Source organism: Prevotella sp. ICM33 (assembly GCF_000517825.1).
GTDB lineage: Bacteria > Bacteroidota > Bacteroidia > Bacteroidales > Bacteroidaceae > Prevotella > Prevotella melaninogenica.
In genome coordinates this window covers 1-19418 of record NZ_JACD01000055.1, presented here as the reverse complement: position 1 = coordinate 19418, position 19418 = coordinate 1, and the positions used below count along the sequence as shown (strand labels likewise).

The 19418-nt window shown below is 43.5% G+C and carries 14 protein-coding genes; 5 read left to right on the top strand and 9 right to left on the bottom strand.

What is annotated here, in order from left to right; genetic code table 11:
* Positions 1 to 126: 126 nt before the first annotated feature.
* From HMPREF1505_RS06625 to HMPREF1505_RS06595, 7 genes are all read right to left on the bottom strand, one after another.
* Complete coding sequence (locus HMPREF1505_RS06625; RefSeq protein WP_013265368.1) at positions 127 to 1773, bottom strand: fumarate hydratase; 1647 nt, start codon at positions 1771 to 1773, stop codon at positions 127 to 129.
* 96 nt (positions 1774 to 1869) lie between these two features.
* Positions 1870 to 4800, bottom strand: a complete 2931-nt coding sequence (locus HMPREF1505_RS06620) for a pitrilysin family protein (RefSeq protein WP_036923826.1) — start codon at positions 4798 to 4800, stop codon at positions 1870 to 1872.
* Positions 4801 to 4847: 47 nt separating this feature from the next.
* Positions 4848 to 6701, bottom strand: coding sequence for a DUF4954 family protein (locus HMPREF1505_RS06615; RefSeq protein ID WP_036923824.1), 1854 nt, complete (start codon positions 6699 to 6701; stop codon positions 4848 to 4850).
* Between the two features lie 120 nt (positions 6702 to 6821).
* The gene (gene hflX / locus HMPREF1505_RS06610; protein WP_004360339.1) at positions 6822 to 8072 is read right to left on the bottom strand and encodes a GTPase HflX; all 1251 of its coding nucleotides are present in this window, start codon (positions 8070 to 8072) and stop codon (positions 6822 to 6824) included.
* Between the two features lie 801 nt (positions 8073 to 8873).
* Complete coding sequence (locus HMPREF1505_RS06605; RefSeq protein ID WP_231480363.1) at positions 8874 to 9704, bottom strand: MBL fold metallo-hydrolase; 831 nt, start codon at positions 9702 to 9704, stop codon at positions 8874 to 8876.
* Positions 9705 to 9894: 190 nt separating this feature from the next.
* Positions 9895 to 10914, bottom strand: coding sequence for a UDP-N-acetylmuramate dehydrogenase (gene murB / locus HMPREF1505_RS06600; protein ID WP_255326827.1), 1020 nt, complete (start codon positions 10912 to 10914; stop codon positions 9895 to 9897).
* A 141-nt stretch (positions 10915 to 11055) separates the two neighbouring features.
* Positions 11056 to 11913 carry a DUF4348 domain-containing protein gene (locus HMPREF1505_RS06595; protein WP_036923822.1) on the bottom strand — a complete coding sequence of 286 codons (858 nt, stop codon included), beginning with the start codon at positions 11911 to 11913 and terminating at the stop codon, positions 11056 to 11058.
* Positions 11914 to 12054: 141 nt separating this feature from the next.
* On the opposite strand from HMPREF1505_RS06595, the gene pheS reads away from it, so the two are divergent.
* A complete protein-coding gene (gene pheS, locus HMPREF1505_RS06590; protein WP_036923821.1) occupies positions 12055 to 13092 on the top strand; it encodes a phenylalanine--tRNA ligase subunit alpha in 1038 nt (345 codons plus the stop codon).
* A 658-nt stretch (positions 13093 to 13750) separates the two neighbouring features.
* Here the strand turns inward: pheS and HMPREF1505_RS06585 are convergent.
* A complete protein-coding gene (locus tag HMPREF1505_RS06585) occupies positions 13751 to 14242 on the bottom strand; it encodes a 3'-5' exonuclease (protein ID WP_036923820.1) in 492 nt (163 codons plus the stop codon).
* A 191-nt stretch (positions 14243 to 14433) separates the two neighbouring features.
* On the opposite strand from HMPREF1505_RS06585, the gene HMPREF1505_RS06580 reads away from it, so the two are divergent.
* The 4 genes from HMPREF1505_RS06580 to HMPREF1505_RS06565 all read left to right on the top strand — a co-directional run bounded on the left by HMPREF1505_RS06580 (position 14434) and on the right by HMPREF1505_RS06565 (position 18810).
* On the top strand, positions 14434 to 17124 hold the full coding sequence (locus tag HMPREF1505_RS06580; protein WP_036923819.1) for a 3'-5' exonuclease: 2691 nt from the start codon (positions 14434 to 14436) through the stop codon (positions 17122 to 17124).
* Between the two features lie 189 nt (positions 17125 to 17313).
* Complete coding sequence (locus HMPREF1505_RS06575; RefSeq protein ID WP_036923818.1) at positions 17314 to 17574, top strand: SemiSWEET family transporter; 261 nt, start codon at positions 17314 to 17316, stop codon at positions 17572 to 17574.
* Between the two features lie 171 nt (positions 17575 to 17745).
* On the top strand, positions 17746 to 18288 hold the full coding sequence (locus HMPREF1505_RS06570; RefSeq protein WP_231480362.1) for a hypothetical protein: 543 nt from the start codon (positions 17746 to 17748) through the stop codon (positions 18286 to 18288).
* A gap of 9 nt (positions 18289 to 18297) precedes the next feature.
* Positions 18298 to 18810: a hypothetical protein gene (locus HMPREF1505_RS06565; RefSeq protein WP_036923816.1), complete on the top strand. Its 513-nt coding sequence runs from the start codon at positions 18298 to 18300 to the stop codon at positions 18808 to 18810.
* Positions 18811 to 18830: 20 nt separating this feature from the next.
* Here HMPREF1505_RS06565 and HMPREF1505_RS06560 read toward each other — a convergent pair whose 3' ends face one another.
* Complete coding sequence (locus HMPREF1505_RS06560) at positions 18831 to 19190, bottom strand: hypothetical protein (RefSeq protein ID WP_036923815.1); 360 nt, start codon at positions 19188 to 19190, stop codon at positions 18831 to 18833.
* Between the last annotated feature and the right edge of the window lie 228 nt (positions 19191 to 19418).

The window sequence follows — 19418 nt, the reverse complement described above, 5'->3', positions numbered from 1 at the left end:
AAGTTCGTCTTATACCGCTTTGTAAGATGAGGCTATACCAATGTTTCATTAGGAAAAGGGATATCCTTTCCTGCGATTTACGCTTGATAGTATCGTTGGTATAGCTGATTTATGTGCTGGGAGAACTTACTTCTCACAGCTGCAGCCCGTCCAAGGCTTTAGCTCTTTGAAGAAATCATGACCCTTATCGTCAACGAGGATGAAGGCAGGGAAGTCCTCAACGGTAATCTTCCAAACGGCTTCCATACCCAATTCTGGATACTCTACGCACTCAATACTCTTGATGCTGCTCTGTGAGAGAACGGCAGCCACACCACCGATAGTACCGAGGTAGAAACCACCATGCTTTTGGCAGGCATCTGTCACAGCCTGTGTACGGTTACCTTTAGCAATCATCACGAGTGAACCACCATGCTCCTGGAACTCGTCAACGTATGGGTCCATACGGTTGGCAGTGGTTGGTCCCATTGATCCACATGGGTATCCCTCTGGAGTCTTGGCTGGTCCTGCATAGAGGACAGGGTAATTCTTGATGTAATCAGGCAATTCCTCGCCAGCATCCAAACGTGCCTTGAGCTTAGCGTGAGCAATGTCACGAGCAACGATGATGGTACCCTTGAGGTTGACACGTGTTGAAACAGGATACTTTGTCAGTTCAGCACGAACAGCATCCATACCCTTATCGAGGTCGATTTCTATGCCCTTCGCACCTTCTCCTGGCTTGCGGTACTCCTCTGGAATCAACTCGCTTGGGTTGGTGTCCATCTTCTCCAACCAAATACCGTCCTTATTGATCTTCGCTTTGATGTTACGGTCAGCAGAACAGCTTACACCCATACCGATAGGGCAGCTTGCACCGTGACGTGGCAGACGGATGATGCGGATGTCGTGAGCAAGATACTTACCACCAAACTGTGCACCGAGACCAATCTTATGAGCCTCTTTGAGGAGCTTCTCCTCGAGATCGATGTCGCGGAAAGCACGTCCTGTCTCGTCGCCAGTAGTAGGAAGATTGTCGTAATACTTGATACTTCCGAGCTTAACGGTGAGGAGGTTCTTCTCTGCAGAAGTACCACCAATCACGAAACAGATGTGATAAGGAGGACAAGCAGCAGTACCAAGGCTCTTCATTTTCTCAACGAGGAAAGGAATGAGTGTTCCCTCGTTCTGGATAGTAGCTTTGGTCATAGGGTAGAAGTAGGTCTTATTAGCAGAGCCACCACCCTTTGCTACCATTACGAAACGATATTCAGCGCCCTCAACAGCCTCGATGTCAATCTGTGCAGGGAGGTTACACTTGGTATTCACCTCATCGTACATATTGAGCGGAGCGTTCTGTGAGTAGCGGAGATTCTCTTGTGTAAAGGTGTTGAAGACACCACGAGAGAGTGCCTCCTCGTCCTCAAAACCAGTCCATACCTGCTGACCCTTCTCACCGTGAATGATAGCAGTACCCGTGTCCTGGCAGAAAGGCAGTACACCCTTCACAGCTGTCTCAGCATTGCGGAGGAACTGGAGTGCCACATACTTGTCGTTCTCTGATGCTTCTGGGTCGGTCAGAATCTTTGCAACTTGCTCATTGTGTGCACGACGGAGCATGAACTCACAATCGTGGAAAGCCTCCTGTGCTAATAAAGTAAGTGCTTCTTTGCTTACCTTCAGAATCTCTTTACCTTCAAACTCACCAACGCTGATACCTTCCTTTGATACCAGACGATACTCGGTGTCATCTTTGCCCAATTGGAACATTGGTGCATACTTGAATTCTGCCATAATGTTTTGTTTACCTGTCTGCCCTTTATCGGTAGGGCAGACAGGGCTTTTTCTATTTGTTTATAATATGTTTTTGTATTCTTTTCTTACTGTTTATTAATAGCCGAAGATTTCTTCTGTTGTCACTCTCTTGATAGGTGCAATCTTTTCTAATGCCTTGAGGTCAAGTTCTTTCTCGTTACCAAGGATGATATACTTGAAGGTCTTGTTAGCAATATACTCCTTCTCGAAGTTGATAACATCCTGTAGTTGCAGACTTGGAAGAGCGTTGTAAATCTTTTCACTCAATGAGCAGTCAAGACCTAAACGCTGTGCTGCAAGATAAGAGGTGAGGATAGCGTACTTAGTTGTACGAGCAGAAGCAAGGCTCTTCATCAAGCTTTGCTTGGCAAGGTCAAAGCCACTCTGGCGTACAGGTACGTTGTTGAGAAGTTTGTTGAACTCTGTTATACAGTCCATCATCTTATCGTTCTGTGTGATGATGTAGGTGTAGAAGCTCTCATTACCTCCTAAACGATAAGGAGATGCATAGACGGCTGAAGCCGAATAAGCCAAACCACGTGCCTCACGCAACTCTTGGAAGACGATGGCATTCATACCACCTCCGAAGTATTCATTGAAGAGGGCGATGATAGGGGCACGGTCGGCAGACCACTTCTGGTTCTGGTTATGGAGCTGAACCATATAGATGTTCTTCGCATCGTAAGGTGCAATGAGAACCTCGTTCTTAGGTGTTGTCTCCTCGGTATAACGCTTGATAGTAGGCACTGCAGCGAACTTCTTTGGTGTCTGGATAGTCTTGCTGACAAGCTGGTCAACCTCTTTCAGGCTTGAAGGACCGTAGTAAAGCACTGTCATCTTATAGTTCTTCAGGTTCTTCAGGAGGTTAAGGAGTTCCTGTGGATTCTTTGATTTCAAGACCTGTTCGCTTGGAATATTGCGAGTAGGGTTGTACTTTCCGTAGGTAGCATAATCTCTGAGGGCAGCGAAGTTAGCCTTTTGGTTGGCTTTGTTATCGCTGCGTGACTTTAGAATCTGCTCTACATAGAGGTCGTAAGCCTCCTTGTCAACCTTTGCATTGTTGAGTAAGTTGTTCAACAGAGCAAGTGCCTGAGGCAGGTTAGAGTTGAGACCACTTAACGTAATGTATGAAACTTCGTTTCTTTCAGAGATGCTATAGTCGCAAGCTAACTTATAGAACTGCTGCTTAATCTGCTCGTTGCTGAGCTTATTAGTACCTAAGTAATCAAGATAACCAGCTGCATAGCTGAGCATTGGGTTATGTTCGTCACCGTAAGGAACTACGAAGCAAAGTGTAAAGAGGTCGTTTGTTTTGTCCTGCTTATAAAGAACAGGAAGACCCTTCTGTGTTGTTGCCTTGGTAAGGTCACGCTTGTAGTTAACAAACTGTGGCTGGATAGGAGTTGTCTTGGTGTTTACAATCTCCTTGAGGAAGTCACTCTGCTTGTCGTTGTTGGTTGGGATTGGAGTGATAGTAGGCTTCTCAACCTTCTTAATAGTAGTGTCGTTACCTTGCTCCTTGTAGACACAAGCGAAGTCGTTACGGAAGAATTGATTAGCAAACTTTACTATCTCTGCCTTTGTTAACTTTGAAATACGATTGAGTTTATCCACCTCCTGCTTCCAGTCTTTGTGGTTGATGAAGGCATCCACATACTGCTTTGCACGGAACTGGTTGTTATCTAACTGCGTATAATAGTAACGCTTGTAGTTGTTAATGATAGATGGCAAGAGATCATCAGAGAAGTTACCCTTCTTGAGTTTCTCAATTTCAGATAAAGCAAGGCTGCGCACCTCCTGCAAAGTCTGTCCACTCTTTGGCTGTCCATAGACATAAAAGACGGAGTAGTCGTTCATATCGGTCACTCCAGCCTCTATCTCTTGTACTTTCAGCTTCTGGCTGAGGTCGAGGTCGAAGAGTCCTGCTTGTCCGTTAGACAAGAGTTGTGCTACAATCTCTAATGTGTCCAGCTGCAGAGAATTGCTTGGTTCAGCGCGCCACCCCATGAAGAGCATAGGAGCTTCCTTACCAACAACAGTCGTATCAACGGGTGCTGTGAGGGCTGGTTGAGCTGGGAACTGTGGGACGTCGATGTGGGCGCTTGGCTTCCAATTGCCAAAATACTTCTCAATCGAAGCTACTGTCTTGTCTGGGTCGAGGTCGCCTGAAAGACAGATAGCGATGTTGTTTGGTACGTAGTATTTGTTAAAATAGTTCTTGATGTTGGTGATTGAAGGATTCTTCAGGTGCTCACCAAGTCCGATAGTGGTCTGTGTACCGTATGGGTGGGTAGGGAAGAGCTTTGCAAAGAGGGCTGCATAGACTTTACGCCAGTCGCTTGAAAGACCGATGTTATACTCTTCATACACCGCCTCCAACTCTGTATGGAAGCCACGGATAACCATATTCTGGAAACGATCACCCTGAACTCTTGCCCAAGTGTCAATCTCATTAGATGGAATATTCTCTACATAGCAAGTTACATCATTAGAAGTATAAGCGTTTGTACCCTCACTACCGATGGCAGTCATCATCTTGTCATACTCGTTTGGAATGTTATAACGAGCTGCAAGTTGTGAGATAGAGTCAATCTGGTGGTACCATTGCTTGCGTGCAGCTGGGTCAGTGATATGACGATACTGCTCAAAACGAGCCTCTATAGAGTCGAGGTAAGGGCGTTCAGCCTCTACATTAGATGAACCAAAGTGGGTAGTACCCTTAAACATAAGGTGCTCTAAGTAGTGTGCAAGACCTGTTGTCTCCTTTGGGTCATTGCGAGAACCCGTGCGCACAGCGATATATGTCTGTACACGTGGCTTCTCTTTGTTGACAGAAAGATAGATTTTCAGACCGTTTTTCAGTGTGTAGATACGTGTCTGCATCGGGTCATTCGGTATGCTCTCATAGCTGTAACGCTGCGCATAAGCCGTCACAGATGCAAATAGGAACAATAGTCCTAAGCTTAGCCCCTGCATGAGGGTACTGTTAAGGAAATGTTTTTTCATACAATCAGTATTTGTTTATTGTTATAATTGGGTAGAGAATGTAATGATTAATTCTCAAAATCAACCTCATGATCAAGGCTATTAACGAACGATTCAAAGACCTCTCTGTCTACATCGCCCATCTCAAACTCCTTCTCGGCATCCTTTTTAATCTCTGCAATCCATGCACGCCGTGCCTCGATATAATCCTGTTTGATGCGTGCATCGTCCTCGGGAGAAATCTCATTAATGCCGTAGTATTCCAGAATCATGCGATAGGTCCATACCCATTGATAGATACGATAGTTTTCGTTAATCTCTCGGAAGCGGTTAACCACCTCTTCTATGGTTTCAAGGCTACCGCTCTTGATATCCTCTATGAGGCGTCGCTCTTCTGATACAGGGAGCAGAAGACCAGAGAGGTCGTCCCATCGTCCGAGTCCTACTTCGGTCTGTGGCTTACCAAAGAAGCCCCATTTGTGTGCACGTTTCAGTACCGCTCCCATGTAGATGCGCAGTGCAATGTCATAATATTTGATACCTTTTCGCAGACTGGTAGCATTGATAACGTATTCATGATAGTTATAAGATGAAACATTGTCACCACTTGCCTGTCGCAGATTCTCAAGTATCTTCTTTCCCTGCAGAATCTCTCCAACAGAGTAAGGTGATAGCCAATCGAAGTTGACAATACTCTTCTGCGTCTGCTGTGGACGCATATCACGCTTTGGCCACTTGCGTATATCACGATAAAGACCAACCGTTGTGATGTTACGACCGGGCACGAGATACATCTTATCAGCCTCTGCAATGAGGTAAGAGAAGGGTAGGGCAGTCGTGTTAGGGTGGTGCATCAGCTTACCGAAACATACAGAGAACGTGCCGATCGTTGCTGGCATGAGCAGATAACTACCACTGGCAGTCTTCGTTCCACGCTCCAAGATGCCCCAGTGCATTGGTCCCATCTTATAGGCATGGTTAGAGAAGTTGGTTCCAGAACCTGCGTTATAGAAAGAGAACATACCACCAATGAGCAGTGAACTCTTATGATGTGAGGCACAGAACGGACCGCAGAAAGCAGCGCACGCCTCACCGTTTGACATAAAGGAATTGGCAAAGAAGACGCTCTGTGAGGCTGTGAAGCCATTGCTTATCTGACAAGCTTCACCCACGAAGCAGTCTTGCATCTTCACACTGTTCACGATACTTGACCCATCTGATATGATAGAGTTCTCACAGATGACACCTGTACCGATGTAAACGCTGGCATATTCAGAGCTGAGAATGGTACAATCGCTCAAACGACTTGCACCAGAAATCTCACAATCGTCCTGAATAACCGTGTTGGTAATCTCCCTTGTGTTGACAATCTTCACATTGTTGCCAATCGTTCCACGTTCTGGATTGGTACGAGCAATCTCCTCTTTTACCAGTCTTCGGATAGCATTCTTGAGGTCTTTGTCGTTGAAATGCTTCACCATAAAGGCTGCAAACTGGCTATTAAGGTCGTGGAAGAAGATCACATTGCCGTCGCCTACCTCATTCAATACCGAGATAAGGTTACCTTCTCCGTATGTAGCTCCCTCCGTAGTCTCCATGACAGAGATGTTAGAGATGAGGCAGTCGTCACCGATAGTATAGTTATTAATATAATTCCCCACCTTCTCAATAAGGCAGTCGTTACCAACGGTCACATTACGTAGGGTTGCATCATTGATACCAGAATGCTTGACGAAGCCTTTTGTTATCTCGACTTCTTTCTGGACACTTCCCAACTGTACGTCACCATAGAACATGACACGGTGGAAGAATTTCGCTTGAAATCCGTCCTCCGCAACCTCTACTCGGCTCCAATCTTCTGCCCAGCAGCTATTGCTCTCGAGTATCTCAATCTCTTCAAAGGTAAGGGAACGATATTGCATAAACTTTTCTTTTAGTTGTTGTTATTAGCCTTATTGGGCTTATTGGGTTTATTAGGCTTATTAGCCCCATTAGTCTTATTAGCCTAATAAGCCCAATAAGGCAAATATGCCCAATAGTCTTTATTCCTCTTCGATATTGTAAAGGAAGTCATTGTAAGGATACTTCTGCACGTGGAGTTCGCGTACTTTCTTGTAAAGCACCTCTCTGAACTCGTCGATATTCTCCTTTTCCTTGGCTGAAATAAAGAGACAGTTGTCATGCTCCTTAGCCATCCATGTCTTCTTCAGTTCGTCCAAGGTGATATTCTCTTTGGTTGCTGGTGTGAGGTCGTCTTCCTCTTTCTCCACCCAATGATAGTTATCAATCTTGTTGAAGATAATCATCGAAGGCTTGTCAGCACAACCAAGTTCAGACAGAGTCTGGTTGACTACCTGTATTTGTTCCTCAAAGTCAGGATGTGAAATGTCCACAACGTGCAAGAGAAGGTCGGCTTCGCGCACCTCATCGAGTGTTGACTTAAACGAATCAACCAAGTCGGTTGGCAACTTACGGATAAATCCAACGGTGTCAGCTAACAGGAACGGAAGATTGTCTACAACCACTTTGCGCACGGTTGTGTCGAGTGTTGCGAAGAGTTTGTTCTCTGCAAATACCTCACTCTTAGCCAAGAGGTTCATGGTGGTTGACTTACCCACGTTCGTGTAACCCACCAAGGCAACACGAATCATACGGCCACGGTTCTTACGTTGTGTCACCTTCTGCTTGTCAATCTCAGCAAGTCTTTGCTTCAAAAGGGTCATACGCTGCAAGATGATACGGCGGTCCATCTCCAACTGGGTCTCACCTGGACCACGCAAACCTACCGAACCTTTACCGCCACCAGAGCCTGAACCACCACCCTGACGCTCCAAGTGAGTCCACAGACGTTGCAGACGTGGAAGCATATAGCGGTACTGTGCCAACTCTACCTGTGTCTTTGCGTTGGCTGTCTGGGCGCGCATAGCAAAGATGTCGAGGATGAGAGAGGTGCGGTCTAATATCTTCACACCGAGTTCCTGTTCGATATTGCGCATTTGCTTTGCCGACAACTCGTCGTCGAAGATGACCATACCGATAGGCTCCTCCTCGTCTTCTTTCATCTTGATGTAATCTCTTATTTCTTCAAGTTTACCCTTGCCGACATAGGTAACAGCACTTGGACCTGTCACTCTCTGTGTGAATCGCTTCACAGTGATAGCACCAGCAGTGTCAGCGAGGAACTCTAATTCGTCAAGATATTCCTTCGTCTTGTCCTCGTTCTGGTCCTTTGTAATAAGACCCACAAGGATGGCTGTTTCCGCCTTGACGTCAGATATGATAAATTCTTTCATTCAGTAATTTCTATTATTGCTTATTTTTGTGTTGAAAAGTGTACTTCCCTATTGTTCGAACAGGTATACACTGCCACATGGCAAAGTTACTCATAAAATCTGAAAAATGCTAATGAAAAACGCTGTTTTTATGTCCTTTAACCCAAATCTCATGCCCCCACAATATGTATAATTCTGCTTCTTTGAAATATGGAGTGGTAAAAAGCTATTATAATAAGGCACACAGTGCAACTCTAAATTTGCAGCAAGAAACATAGATTTGCTCTATGGGATATTTCTAATATCCTAAACACAAAAGACATAGCTTGTCAATCCAAACTTCTGAAGACTCCTTTTTGTCCGATTTTTTCACATATTGATTTTTTAGAGACCACCAAATCGCTTGCAAATAACGCCCTTTTGACTTGCAAAAGATGCCCTTTTGAGGTCTTACTAACGCCCTTTTGAACCCTTATTAAGCACCTTTTGGATTGCTTCTTTACAACTGTTTGAAAACAAGTAACTTACATAGGTGTTAAAATATCTCATGTTTACCCCATTTTTCTACCTTTTCTTCGAATGTTTTGTAAATAAATTTCTTTATCTTTGGGTGTATCTTACTCAGGGGACACTAATTACTGGTTTGGGTTTTGGGTAAGGGGAGAGAAAAAGATATTAAAGTTTACTTTTCCTGTCACTGTTGTCACTCTTTTTAGATACTTAACAGGCTATCATACAATGATATAACCTTAAATGTTAAAAGTGACAGGAAACTAAAAACAAACTTGTTTTGTAGTTATATGTTCATTAATACGACTAAGATTAAACGTGAATCTTCAAACCATCGTAGGCAAAGAAAACATCATTTGGAAGGAGTTTTTGTGCCTCTTCATGTAAGCCAATCTTATGGGTGAGATGGGTTAAATAAGTGCGTTTTGCTCCTATCTTTCGGCTGAAATCAATGGCTTCAGATATCAACTGATGGGAGTGGTGCTCACGTTCCCAGCGCAAAGCATTTACAACCAGTGTCTCAACACCTTCAAGATAAGGGAGTTCCTCATCCTTAATAGTTTTCATATCCGTTATATAAGCGAGTTTCCCAAAGCGATAACCGAGGATGGGTAGTCCGCCATGCATCACAGAGATAGGCATCACTTCGATGTCACCAATCGTAAACTTTACATGCGGTTGAATACTATGAAGGTTCAGTTTGGGAACTCCTGGATAAGGATTGTCTGTGAAACAATAAGGGAAATTATGACGTAAGCCGTCACAAGTGTTCTCGTTGGCATACACTTCTATATCCCCCAAGGCGCAATAAGGGCGCACGTCGTCAATCCCTCCTACATGATCATAGTGGATATGTGTAATCAATAAGCCATCAATCTTACGGAAAGGTTGTGGCAACATTTGTTGGCGAAAGTCAGGACTGCTGTCAATGACAATACGCGTCTTTGCCGTTTCCAATAAAGCAGAGGTGCGTAATCGGTTGTCGCGTGGGTCCTTACTCTTACAAACATCACAGCTACAGCCAAGTACAGGGACGCCATTGGAGGTGCCAGTACCGAGGAAGGTGAAGACCTCCCCCAACCCCTCCAAAGGAGGGGAGTGCCTAACGGAATGCTCGTTGTTTATGAGTTCTTCTTGCTTCAAAGGGAATGTTCTTAAAAGTTGGTTTGATGCTTTATAAGCATTTCTTAATTAAAAGCTTATTTATAACGAGTGTTTATGGTTGGATGTTGCAGTTGTTAGGATAAGTCTTAATATTAAACCATACCACAACCTAAAGAAGTAGTTACTTTTGTTTAGCACTCCCCTCCCTTCGGAGGGGCTGGGGGAGGCTTTAATTGGGAAAAGTATTCACCTCTGGATGTATCTCAATTCCAAACTTCTCCTTCACATCATGCTGAATAGTCTGGTAGAGCCTGACTACATCAGCACCTGTTGCACCACCAAGGTTCACCAAAACCAAAGCCTGCTTATCGTAAACGCCTGCAGGACCTAATGCCTTACCCTTCCAACCGCATTGTTCAATCATCCAACCAGCTGGAATCTTTTCATGGTCAGCATCAATAGTATAGTGGGGCATCCGTTCATATTGCACTGCCAACTCCTCGTATTTAGCCTTAGGAACAATAGGATTCATAAAGAAACTACCCGCATTGCCAATCTTCTTTGGGTCAGGAAGTTTCGCGTTACGGATGTCAGTAATCGTCTGACGAAGTTCTGCTGCCGTAGGATTCTCTATGCCTTGTTCAGCCAATGCTGCACGAATATTACCATAATCGAGTTTAGGTTGATAAGTCTTAGAAAGACGATAGGTCACCGATGTGATAAGATACTTATTGCGCCATTCATGCTTAAACTTACTCTGTCGATAGCTGTATTCGCAATCAGCATTCTTGAAATGATGCACTTCACCAGTGGCAATCTCCACCGCTTCAACCTCATCAATTAGGTCTTTAGCTTCCACACCATAGGCTCCGATATTTTGTACAGCACTCGCACCACACTCACCCGGAATGATAGAAAGGTTTTCTGCACCATAGAGATCGTGAGAAACACAATAGTCTACAAAGTCATCCCATACGTAAGCTGAGCCACAACGTACACGTTCTTCGTCGATTTGCTCGATAAAGGAGATGCCAGAGTGGAGTACGGTTCCCTTGAAATCACCAGTGAGTAGAAGGTTACTACCCCCACCGAGAATCAGTAGTGGATAGTCCTCTTCCTTCAAGGAGCGCACAAGTTCCTGTGCTTCCTCTGCTGATTCGTATTCAACAAAACGCTGACATTTGGCGTCAATGCCGAAGGTATTATGCTTTAGTAGACTATAGTTATGTTCTATTTTCATGTTTCTGATATTGTTTTTGCGTTTCCCTTTGTTCCTATTTATAGAAAGGTGTTATTCTTTATGAATCAGATAATCCATAACAATAACATGAATAGCAGGTGCTTCTTAATAAAGAAAGACCCACTACCAAGGTAGGCAGGGGTCTGTTCGTTAATAAGCTACAACCTTCTCTAAGCGCCAACTCTTACCATTCTGCTTAAAGATGAGCTGCGTTTCAGCGCCATTAGACAACCCACGGAAGGTAACAATCCTGCGATCTGTGTCTGAATACTTCTGACCATAAAGGATGTTATAAATCATTTCGTGTGGAAGTTCTGGTAAGAATGATGACCATTCTTCGGCAGGGATAGTGGTGTTGACCACGTTAGTCTCCTCACCATTAGGATCTGGACCAGTATAAGCTAATGGAGTCTTCACAGCCCCTTTACCACCATTGGCGAAGAAGTGTGACAGGAAGGTATAGAAAGATGCGTTATAACTATCCTTGAATGTGATGTTACGAATCTGATTCAACTTCCAGCTACCATCCTGATGATCGAACCAATACTGCTCTATCGTACCTCTCTTTAAATGTATCTTCTCAACGATGACACTATCCAAGTCGGTAGACTTAGAGAACTTCATCTGTTTCTCATTATCAAAGATAAGCGTGTAATAGCCCTGTTTGCGGAAGAAATAATCCATCTTCCAGTTTCCACGAGTCAGCTCCGTAGTCTTTGTACCATTGACTACAGGGAGTGGGAACTTAATACGATTCATCTGCAACTTCTTATTAGCAATAAAGTTAAAGAAGAAGTCATCAAACAATTGGTCTGCAGCCTTTGGCATAGGAGTAGCAGCAATCACCTCCGTGGCAGAGTCAACGCTATCTACAGTGTCAGTGTCTTCTGCTGCCGTAGAATCAGTAGTTGTACTGTCATCGCCATCAACTTTCTTGCTTGTGCAACCTGTAGTAACAGCTACCATAGCTACACAAACACACACAATAAGTAAAAAAGCTTTTTTCATACTCTCTTTTTATTCATCTCAAATTTCCTGCAAATGTACAATATTTATTTCTAATAAGATAGGATTTTTATAAATTTATATTAGGGTAATTTCTCCGTTACGATTATAAATTGTACCTTTGCAGGAAAATAATCAAGAACTATGTTATTAGACAAGATAGAAGAACTTCTCAAGGAAGTGAGCGCACTCACGGCTAAGAGTGCTGATGATGTGGAGCAACTCCGTCTGAAATACCTTAGTAAGAAGGGTGAAATCAATGCGTTGATGGGCGAGTTTCGTAATGTGGCAGCCGAACAGAAGAAGGTTGTCGGCATGAAGATTAATGAACTTAAGCAGAGTGCACAGGATAAGATTAACGAACTCAAGGACCAGCTTGAAACAAGTGAGGCACAGAATGATGATATCGACTTGACACGTACTGCTTATCCTATTAACCTCGGTACACGTCATCCGTTGACTCTTGTAAAGAACGAGATTATTGATATCTTTGCTTGTATGGGTTTCACTCTCTATCAGGGTCCAGAGATTGATGACGACCAGCACGTGTTTACTATGTTGAACTTTGCTGCTGATCATCCTGCACGTGATATGCAAGATACCTTCTTCATTGAGCGCAGCAGCACAATGGACGTTACGAAGAACGTTCTTCTCCGTAGCCACACTTCTAATGATGAGGCACACTATATGTCTACACACGAACCTCCAATCCGTGTGCTTTGCCCAGGTCGTGTATATCGTAATGAGGCTATCTCGGCTCGTGCACACTGCTTCTTCCATCAGGTAGAGGGTCTTTATGTTGATAAGAATGTTAGCTTTACCGACCTAAAGCAGGTGCTTCTCACCTTTGCTCGTGAGATGTTTGGTGCAGATACAAAGATTCGTCTTCGTCCAAGCTATTTCCCATTCACTGAGCCAAGTGCAGAGATGGATATCAGCTGTAACATCTGTGGCGGTGAGGGCTGCGGTTTCTGTAAGCACACTGGATGGGTTGAGATTCTTGGTTGTGGTATGGTTGATCCACACGACCTTGAGGCTTGTGGTATTGATTCAAGCGTATATACAGGTTATGCCTTCGGTATGGGTGTTGAGCGTATTGCTAACCTCAAATATCGTGTAAGCGATCTCCGCCTCTTCTCTGAGAACGATACTCGCTTCCTTCGCGAGTTTGAGGGAGCGTAGTGTTGGGTGAAAGGTGTTAAGTGTTAGGTGTTGATGGGCACTTAGGTGTTGGTTGATGAATAATGGGTGTTGATGATTTGCCCTTTCTATACTTGACATCTTTGAGTTATACGCTGTAAAAGTAAAGACTTTATAGAATTTTGATAATAAGTAATGGGTGTTGATGATGTTTTACGCTATTCATCAACACCCATTTTCGTTTCTATATATTCTGCTCAATGATTCGTTTCTGATAATGGATAACCCCAAAACTATCAGATGTCTCCCACTTCCTAAGGCTATTCTAACTTCTTTCTAACAGCATATACCATTCGTATCAACAATGTTCTTTTATGTAGTCATTGTCTAATAAGATTACTATTAAGCCTTAACACTATATGTGCGGAGCCTTAACACAACACGTGCGGGGGCTCTGTACGTTCGTTGAAGAGGGGTGCGAGCCTTATTCTTGACATCCTCTTTATATAAAGACGATGATGACTTTATATAAATATAATGGTGACTTTATATAAAGACTATGATGACAACCCCCCTCGAAAAAGCCCATCATAGTTATCACCAACACCTCTCACGTAGCATATCATCACCACCTAACATCCACCACCTACCACCCAAGTGATCATCATCACCTAACATCCAACACCTATCACCCATCACCCTACAATATTTCTCGTGCTATCCACGCACAAGCTTCCGCATCAGCGAGGGCGTGATGGTGGTCGGTTAGTTCATAACCACAGGCAGAAGAAACCGTATGTAACTGATGGTCGGGGAGGTGAGGGAAGTGGTGTCGTGCAGCCTTCAGTGTATCAAGGAATTCATAATCAGGGTAATCCATTTGGTAGGTATAGAAGGATGCCTTCAGACATGATTTGTCGAAAGATGCGTTATGGGCTACAAGTGGTAAGCCTTCAATCATTGGTTCTATCTGCTTCCATACTTCACAGAATACGGGTGCACCGTCAGTATCTGCACATGTAAGTCCATGCACCTGCGTACACCGCCAATGATAATGATTCGGTTCGGGCTGTATAAGAGAATAGAAGCTATCGACAATCTCTCCTCCTCTTACTATCACCACGCCCACCGAGCATACACTACACCGCTCAAAGTTTGCTGTTTCAAAGTCAATCGCTGCAAAGTCCTGCATAGTTTTATATTAAATGGTTGAGCCATCTATCGTTTGTTAATTTTATAGATGAGGCTCAATGTTGTATAACGTAAGGTTGCTATATGCAAAGTTACAACTTTATTTCTATTCTTTTAACTTGATAACGAGTTATTTCCAATCTTTTTCTTACTTTTGCAGGAGGAGCATCTACTGCTATAAAAATACTTTCTATGGAAGCAAATAATTACACACCAAGTTTAGATAAATATCAAGTTCCAGTTGTTGAGGCAAGTCAGGGATATCATCTTGTGCTTGCATCACCGGGCTGTGGTAAGACACATATCCTCGCAGAGAGGATAAGATACGCACGAGAAAGGGGTGTGAAGTATGAGGATATGCTTTGTCTTACGTTCACGAATCGTGCTGCAAGAGAGATGACCAACCGTATTCAAAAGGTGGTGGGAGGTGATTTCTCTGAACTGATGGTGGGTAATGTGCATCGTTTTTGTTCTAAGTTCCTCTTTGAGCAGGGACGTATACCAGCCGATTCTGCCATTATTGACGACGAAGAGGCGGTGAGTATTATCGCTGATTATCGCAATGAGGACGAAGAAGGAGTAACAAGAGACTTCAATCGATACAAAGGTTATCAGACGATTATCTTCTTTCAGCATTTCATCTATCAGATGGAACACCAGCATCCATGGAAGTATTACCTTCATCCAGAGAGTTTCACGGATGATGATCGAGAAGCTGTAAAGCATATCTGTGCCTCACAAAAGATTGAATACGACGAGCAGGCAGTAGTGAATATCTATCATCATGCACAGGAATACATGGATGAGGCGAATGCACCCGGGCTTGACGGAAAGACAGCAGATAGGATTCGTGTACTCCTTTGGAAGATGTATTACGCTAATTGTTATGCCCGATACAAGGAGGAGAATCACCTCTTTGACTTCGAAGACTTACTGCTCTATACTTATGATATCTATCGTTCTGACCCTACCTGCAAGCGTTATCCATGGATACAGGTCGATGAAGTGCAGGATCTTAATGGTATGCAGCTTGCTATTATCGACTTACTGACAGCAGAAGACAACCCGATGGTGATGTACTTAGGCGACGAACAGCAGGCTATCTTCTCTTTTATGGGGGCGAAAGTGGAGACACTAACCCTCTTGAAGATGCGCTGTAAGGGTAATATTCATCATCTGCAGCGTAACCACCGTTCACCAAAATATCTACTTGACGTCTTTAATGACTACGCAGAAAAGCAACTGAAGATAGACCGCGAACTACTCCCTCTTTCCGATAATGACACTAAGGCTACGTCGGGAGACTTGAGAATCATACATAGTAGTACGATAGAAGCCGAACACAAGGATATTACCACTGAGGCACTCTCCCTTTACGAGCAGAATAAGGAGGAGCGTACAGCCGTCATCGTTAGTGCTAATTCGGATGCTGATCGTATCAGTGAAGCTATGACGGAAGCAGGGCTGACTCACTTTAAGGTGTCTGGTCGCGACCTCTTCGATACACCAGATGTCAAGCTATTGTTGGCACATTTGAGTGTACTCTCTAATGAACATAATTCTATAGCGTGGACACGTATCATGAAAGGGGTGCGTGCCTTCCCTTCTCATGCCCTTGCTCGCCGATTTAATTGGAAGCTAAAGCAGTTGGCACTGTCGCCATCCGACTTCCTTCTCTATCCCGAAAGCTGTTACACAGCAGAGTTTCTTCGTGCCTACAACGAGGAAGAAATTGTTGTATTCGATACTGAAACAACAGGCTTGAATGTCTTTCAAGATGATATTATAGAGATTGCTGCCATCCGAATCAAGGGTGGGGAAGTGGTTGGCGAACCGCTTGACCTCTACATAGAGACCGATAAACCGATTCTACCAATGCTCGGTGATAAGGAGAATCCGATGTATGCTATCTATCATGAGAAGATGTCTACTGGCGAATTACTCTCTCCCTCTGATGCCTTACGACGTTTCCTTGCCTACGTTGGGACCAGTCCTATCCTTGGTCATAACGCCAACTATGATTACAACATAGTGGACAATAATCTGCAACGTTACTGCAATGACACGATGCAGGCACATGATATTCGTTGCTTCGACTCGCTCAAACTGATAAGACTATTGGCTCCGAGCCTTCATTCTTATAAGTTGGAAAGCCTGCTTGAAACCTTCCAGTTGGCGGGTGTTAATAGTCATCAGGCGATTGATGATGTGAAGGCAACGGTCAGTCTTGTACGCCTCTGTGCTGAGAAAGCACGTGAGAAGCAAGCACAACAAGAGGCTTTCATCCGTCATCCGAAGGTGAAACCCTTTGCCAATGTGCTCCGTAGCAATTATGGCGAATGCTATCGAGAGGCTGTCAACCGACTCTATAAGCTATCAACCGACCATGAGCCAGCCCTTGTCAGCGAGCTCTCCGCTGCTTATAACGCCTTTCATTCCGATGGTTTAATCAATGACATTCCCCGATTAGACTATATCCTCCGTTATCTCCGCATAGACATGCTGACGGATGAGACGGTCGCTAATGCCCTTGCACCACAGCTCTCGCAGTATGTAATGGATATTAATACGCTGAAAGAAGCCGACTTCTGCAATAGTAAGAGTATTCTTGAGCGTATCTATGTGACGACCGTTCACAAGGCAAAGGGACTGGAGTTTGATAATGTTATCATCTTTGATGCAGCCGATGGGCGCTACCCGAACGCCTATAACAAGACGAAACAGCAAGACGAAGAAGATGCTCGTAAGTTCTATGTAGCCATGTCACGTGCTAAACGTAGGCTTTTCATCGCCTATGCTCTGCAGAGGGTTGACCGCCACGGAAGGGTTTTCAATCGTGATTTGACACCCCTAATGGATAGTATTCAAAAGTATTTTAATTAGGATTCAGCTATATCAAATAACTGATATAAGATAAGAAAGTAATAGATGAAACGATATATTTTGTCTATCATTTGTTTAAAAAAGAAATGATTTGTATCTTTGTAGCGTTAAAATGAAATGTTAGATAGCTAAAGAAAAGATATAAACTAAATCTTTCTTGTATTCATAAACAAATAAAATCAGGATAATATGACAAAAGAAAAGTTCTTCTCTGCAATGGGATGGGTTGGTATGGTGACAGCAGTTTTAATGTATGTTTTCTACCTGCCACAGATACAAAGTAACCTCGCAGGCAACAAAGGATCTTTTATTCAGCCATTTATGGCAGGTGTAAACTGTACCTTGTGGGTTGCTTACGGTTTGTTCAAGGAGAAGCGCGATTGGCCAGTAGCAATTGCTAACACACCGGGTATCATCTTCGGTTTTGTAGCTGCTTTCACTGCATTGTAAGTTCAAAACAATATAAAATGTGCGTCCTCTTCATTCTTTCGGGTGAAGAGGATTTTTCTTTTATGGCTGAAAATCAGTAGAATTACATTGTCGTATGCAAAACTTTTACTATCTTTGGCGTAGCTAATAGCACCTATTTTAGAACACTACAAACGAACAACAACGATGCATATGAAACGATATCAAACAGTACTAACACTGCTCTTTCTCTCCTTTCTACTGACTGCTTGCAAGACAAAGACGGCTGGTGGGCAGAAGGATTCGGGAGTCGCAGCAGGTCGTTTCCCTGACCAGAGGGAATATCTAAAGGAGTTCAAGGACGACATAGTCATCATGGAATGTGGAGATTACGACTTCAACACGGCTCCAATAGGTATCGGAAATAAGTTCTTTACACTGTTGCATGGATGGGTATATACCGATGGAGTCCTCTCGCATACCATAACAGGTCAGGGACTGACAGAGGGTATCTTGGTGCAAGACTTCCCCAATTATGAGGATTTGAAAGAATATGGTGGCTATTATGTTTCGGATAAACCCTATATCAAAATGAATCTTTATCGCACGAAGGATGCCGTTTGGTTTATGAATAAGCGGTATCCTATCGCAAGAGAAAATGCTGACAGTATCTTCTCGCCATTAATGAAAAGTGCGAATGAGAAGACTGGTTCGGTTTGGATATTTGTAGGGGATATTCCCTTGAAGAGTAAGTAATTGTGACGTATGAAGACGGTTCTAATACTCTTTTCTTGCTTCTTTCTGCTCTCTTGTACGACGAGGACGAGGAAGGCAGAGGCTGTTCATTCTCCATACGACACGGTGTCAGTCTACGTAAAGGACGAAGAAGGACAGAAAATATACAATGTTGTTTCTGAGAAGGCAGTAACGGCTAATGGTGACTCGCTGTTTGATAAGAGGCGAACAGAGGTGCCGAAACAACTGAGTGACAAGGAGTTTGAACTCGCAAAGGCTGTCGTAAGGAAGTATATTCATGGGCATCAAGATGAGTTTCTTCCCTTTGACTCCTATTTTCAGCAATACTTAGGTTATAAGAAAGAGGGTGTTTTAATGGCGGATGTAGCTTTGTTCTCATATTATAGCGTCATCTATCAAAAGGGGGTTGCAGGGATTACTCGTGAAGACTATAGGGTGAAATTCAAGTTTCTGAAGGACCTTAGCAAGGAACGTAAGAGGCTTACAATAAACTTAGATAAAGGAGTTATCGTAAATGAATAGGACGATTTTAGACACGTTACTTATCTTTTTTGTCGTACAAAGCTAACTGCTTTCTCCTCGTTCCATGGCAAGCCTTTGATAATCAGTATACTATCGTGTAACTCTATGACTTTACAACGGTTGGTATCTTCTTCCTCATAGACTAAAAAAAGAGAGTCGTTCACAAAGTGATAACTATTAAACCACCTGCAAGTATCGCCTATGCCTGGGTCGTATGCAACGGTAGAATCCGTCACTTCAAGGATTGGATACATACCAATGTCTGTCTTTTCCACACCTGCCCAGTTCCCTATAAATTCTTTGGGATAAACGGGTCCATCGTTCCTGCTGCAAGCAACGAGCAAAACTGACAAGAGAATAGAAAGTAAGTAGTATCTCATACCTCACGAATTTACCAATATCAACAATCACGAATAAGTGCATATGTCCTAAAAGGCTGACCAAAACAGAATTTTAGTCTATACCCCTTTTATGTAATAAACGCCATTACCACCATAAAATTGCTTAGTAGAATTGTTTTCTCTTGATGATTACAAAAGTCGTAAAATACGGTTCTTCCGAAATATGGAGTGATAAACTAAAAGTCTTATATAATAGGCACACGGAGT

What these genes read in the sequence shown, in the direction of transcription:
- hflX (WP_004360339.1), bottom strand. Translation starts at nt 8,072, where the DNA reads ATGAAAGAATTTATCATATCTGACGTCAAGGCGGAAACAGCCATCCTT.
- pheS (WP_036923821.1), top strand. Translation starts at nt 12,055, where the DNA reads ATGTTATTAGACAAGATAGAAGAACTTCTCAAGGAAGTGAGCGCACTC.
- HMPREF1505_RS06565 (WP_036923816.1), top strand. Translation starts at nt 18,298, where the DNA reads ATGAAGACGGTTCTAATACTCTTTTCTTGCTTCTTTCTGCTCTCTTGT.
- HMPREF1505_RS06625 (WP_013265368.1), bottom strand. Translation starts at nt 1,773, where the DNA reads ATGGCAGAATTCAAGTATGCACCAATGTTCCAATTGGGCAAAGATGAC.
- HMPREF1505_RS06570 (WP_231480362.1), top strand. Translation starts at nt 17,746, where the DNA reads ATGAAACGATATCAAACAGTACTAACACTGCTCTTTCTCTCCTTTCTA.
- HMPREF1505_RS06560 (WP_036923815.1), bottom strand. Translation starts at nt 19,190, where the DNA reads ATGAGATACTACTTACTTTCTATTCTCTTGTCAGTTTTGCTCGTTGCT.
- HMPREF1505_RS06585 (WP_036923820.1), bottom strand. Translation starts at nt 14,242, where the DNA reads ATGCAGGACTTTGCAGCGATTGACTTTGAAACAGCAAACTTTGAGCGG.
- HMPREF1505_RS06595 (WP_036923822.1), bottom strand. Translation starts at nt 11,913, where the DNA reads ATGAAAAAAGCTTTTTTACTTATTGTGTGTGTTTGTGTAGCTATGGTA.
- HMPREF1505_RS06580 (WP_036923819.1), top strand. Translation starts at nt 14,434, where the DNA reads ATGGAAGCAAATAATTACACACCAAGTTTAGATAAATATCAAGTTCCA.
- HMPREF1505_RS06575 (WP_036923818.1), top strand. Translation starts at nt 17,314, where the DNA reads ATGACAAAAGAAAAGTTCTTCTCTGCAATGGGATGGGTTGGTATGGTG.
- HMPREF1505_RS06620 (WP_036923826.1), bottom strand. Translation starts at nt 4,800, where the DNA reads ATGAAAAAACATTTCCTTAACAGTACCCTCATGCAGGGGCTAAGCTTA.
- HMPREF1505_RS06615 (WP_036923824.1), bottom strand. Translation starts at nt 6,701, where the DNA reads ATGCAATATCGTTCCCTTACCTTTGAAGAGATTGAGATACTCGAGAGC.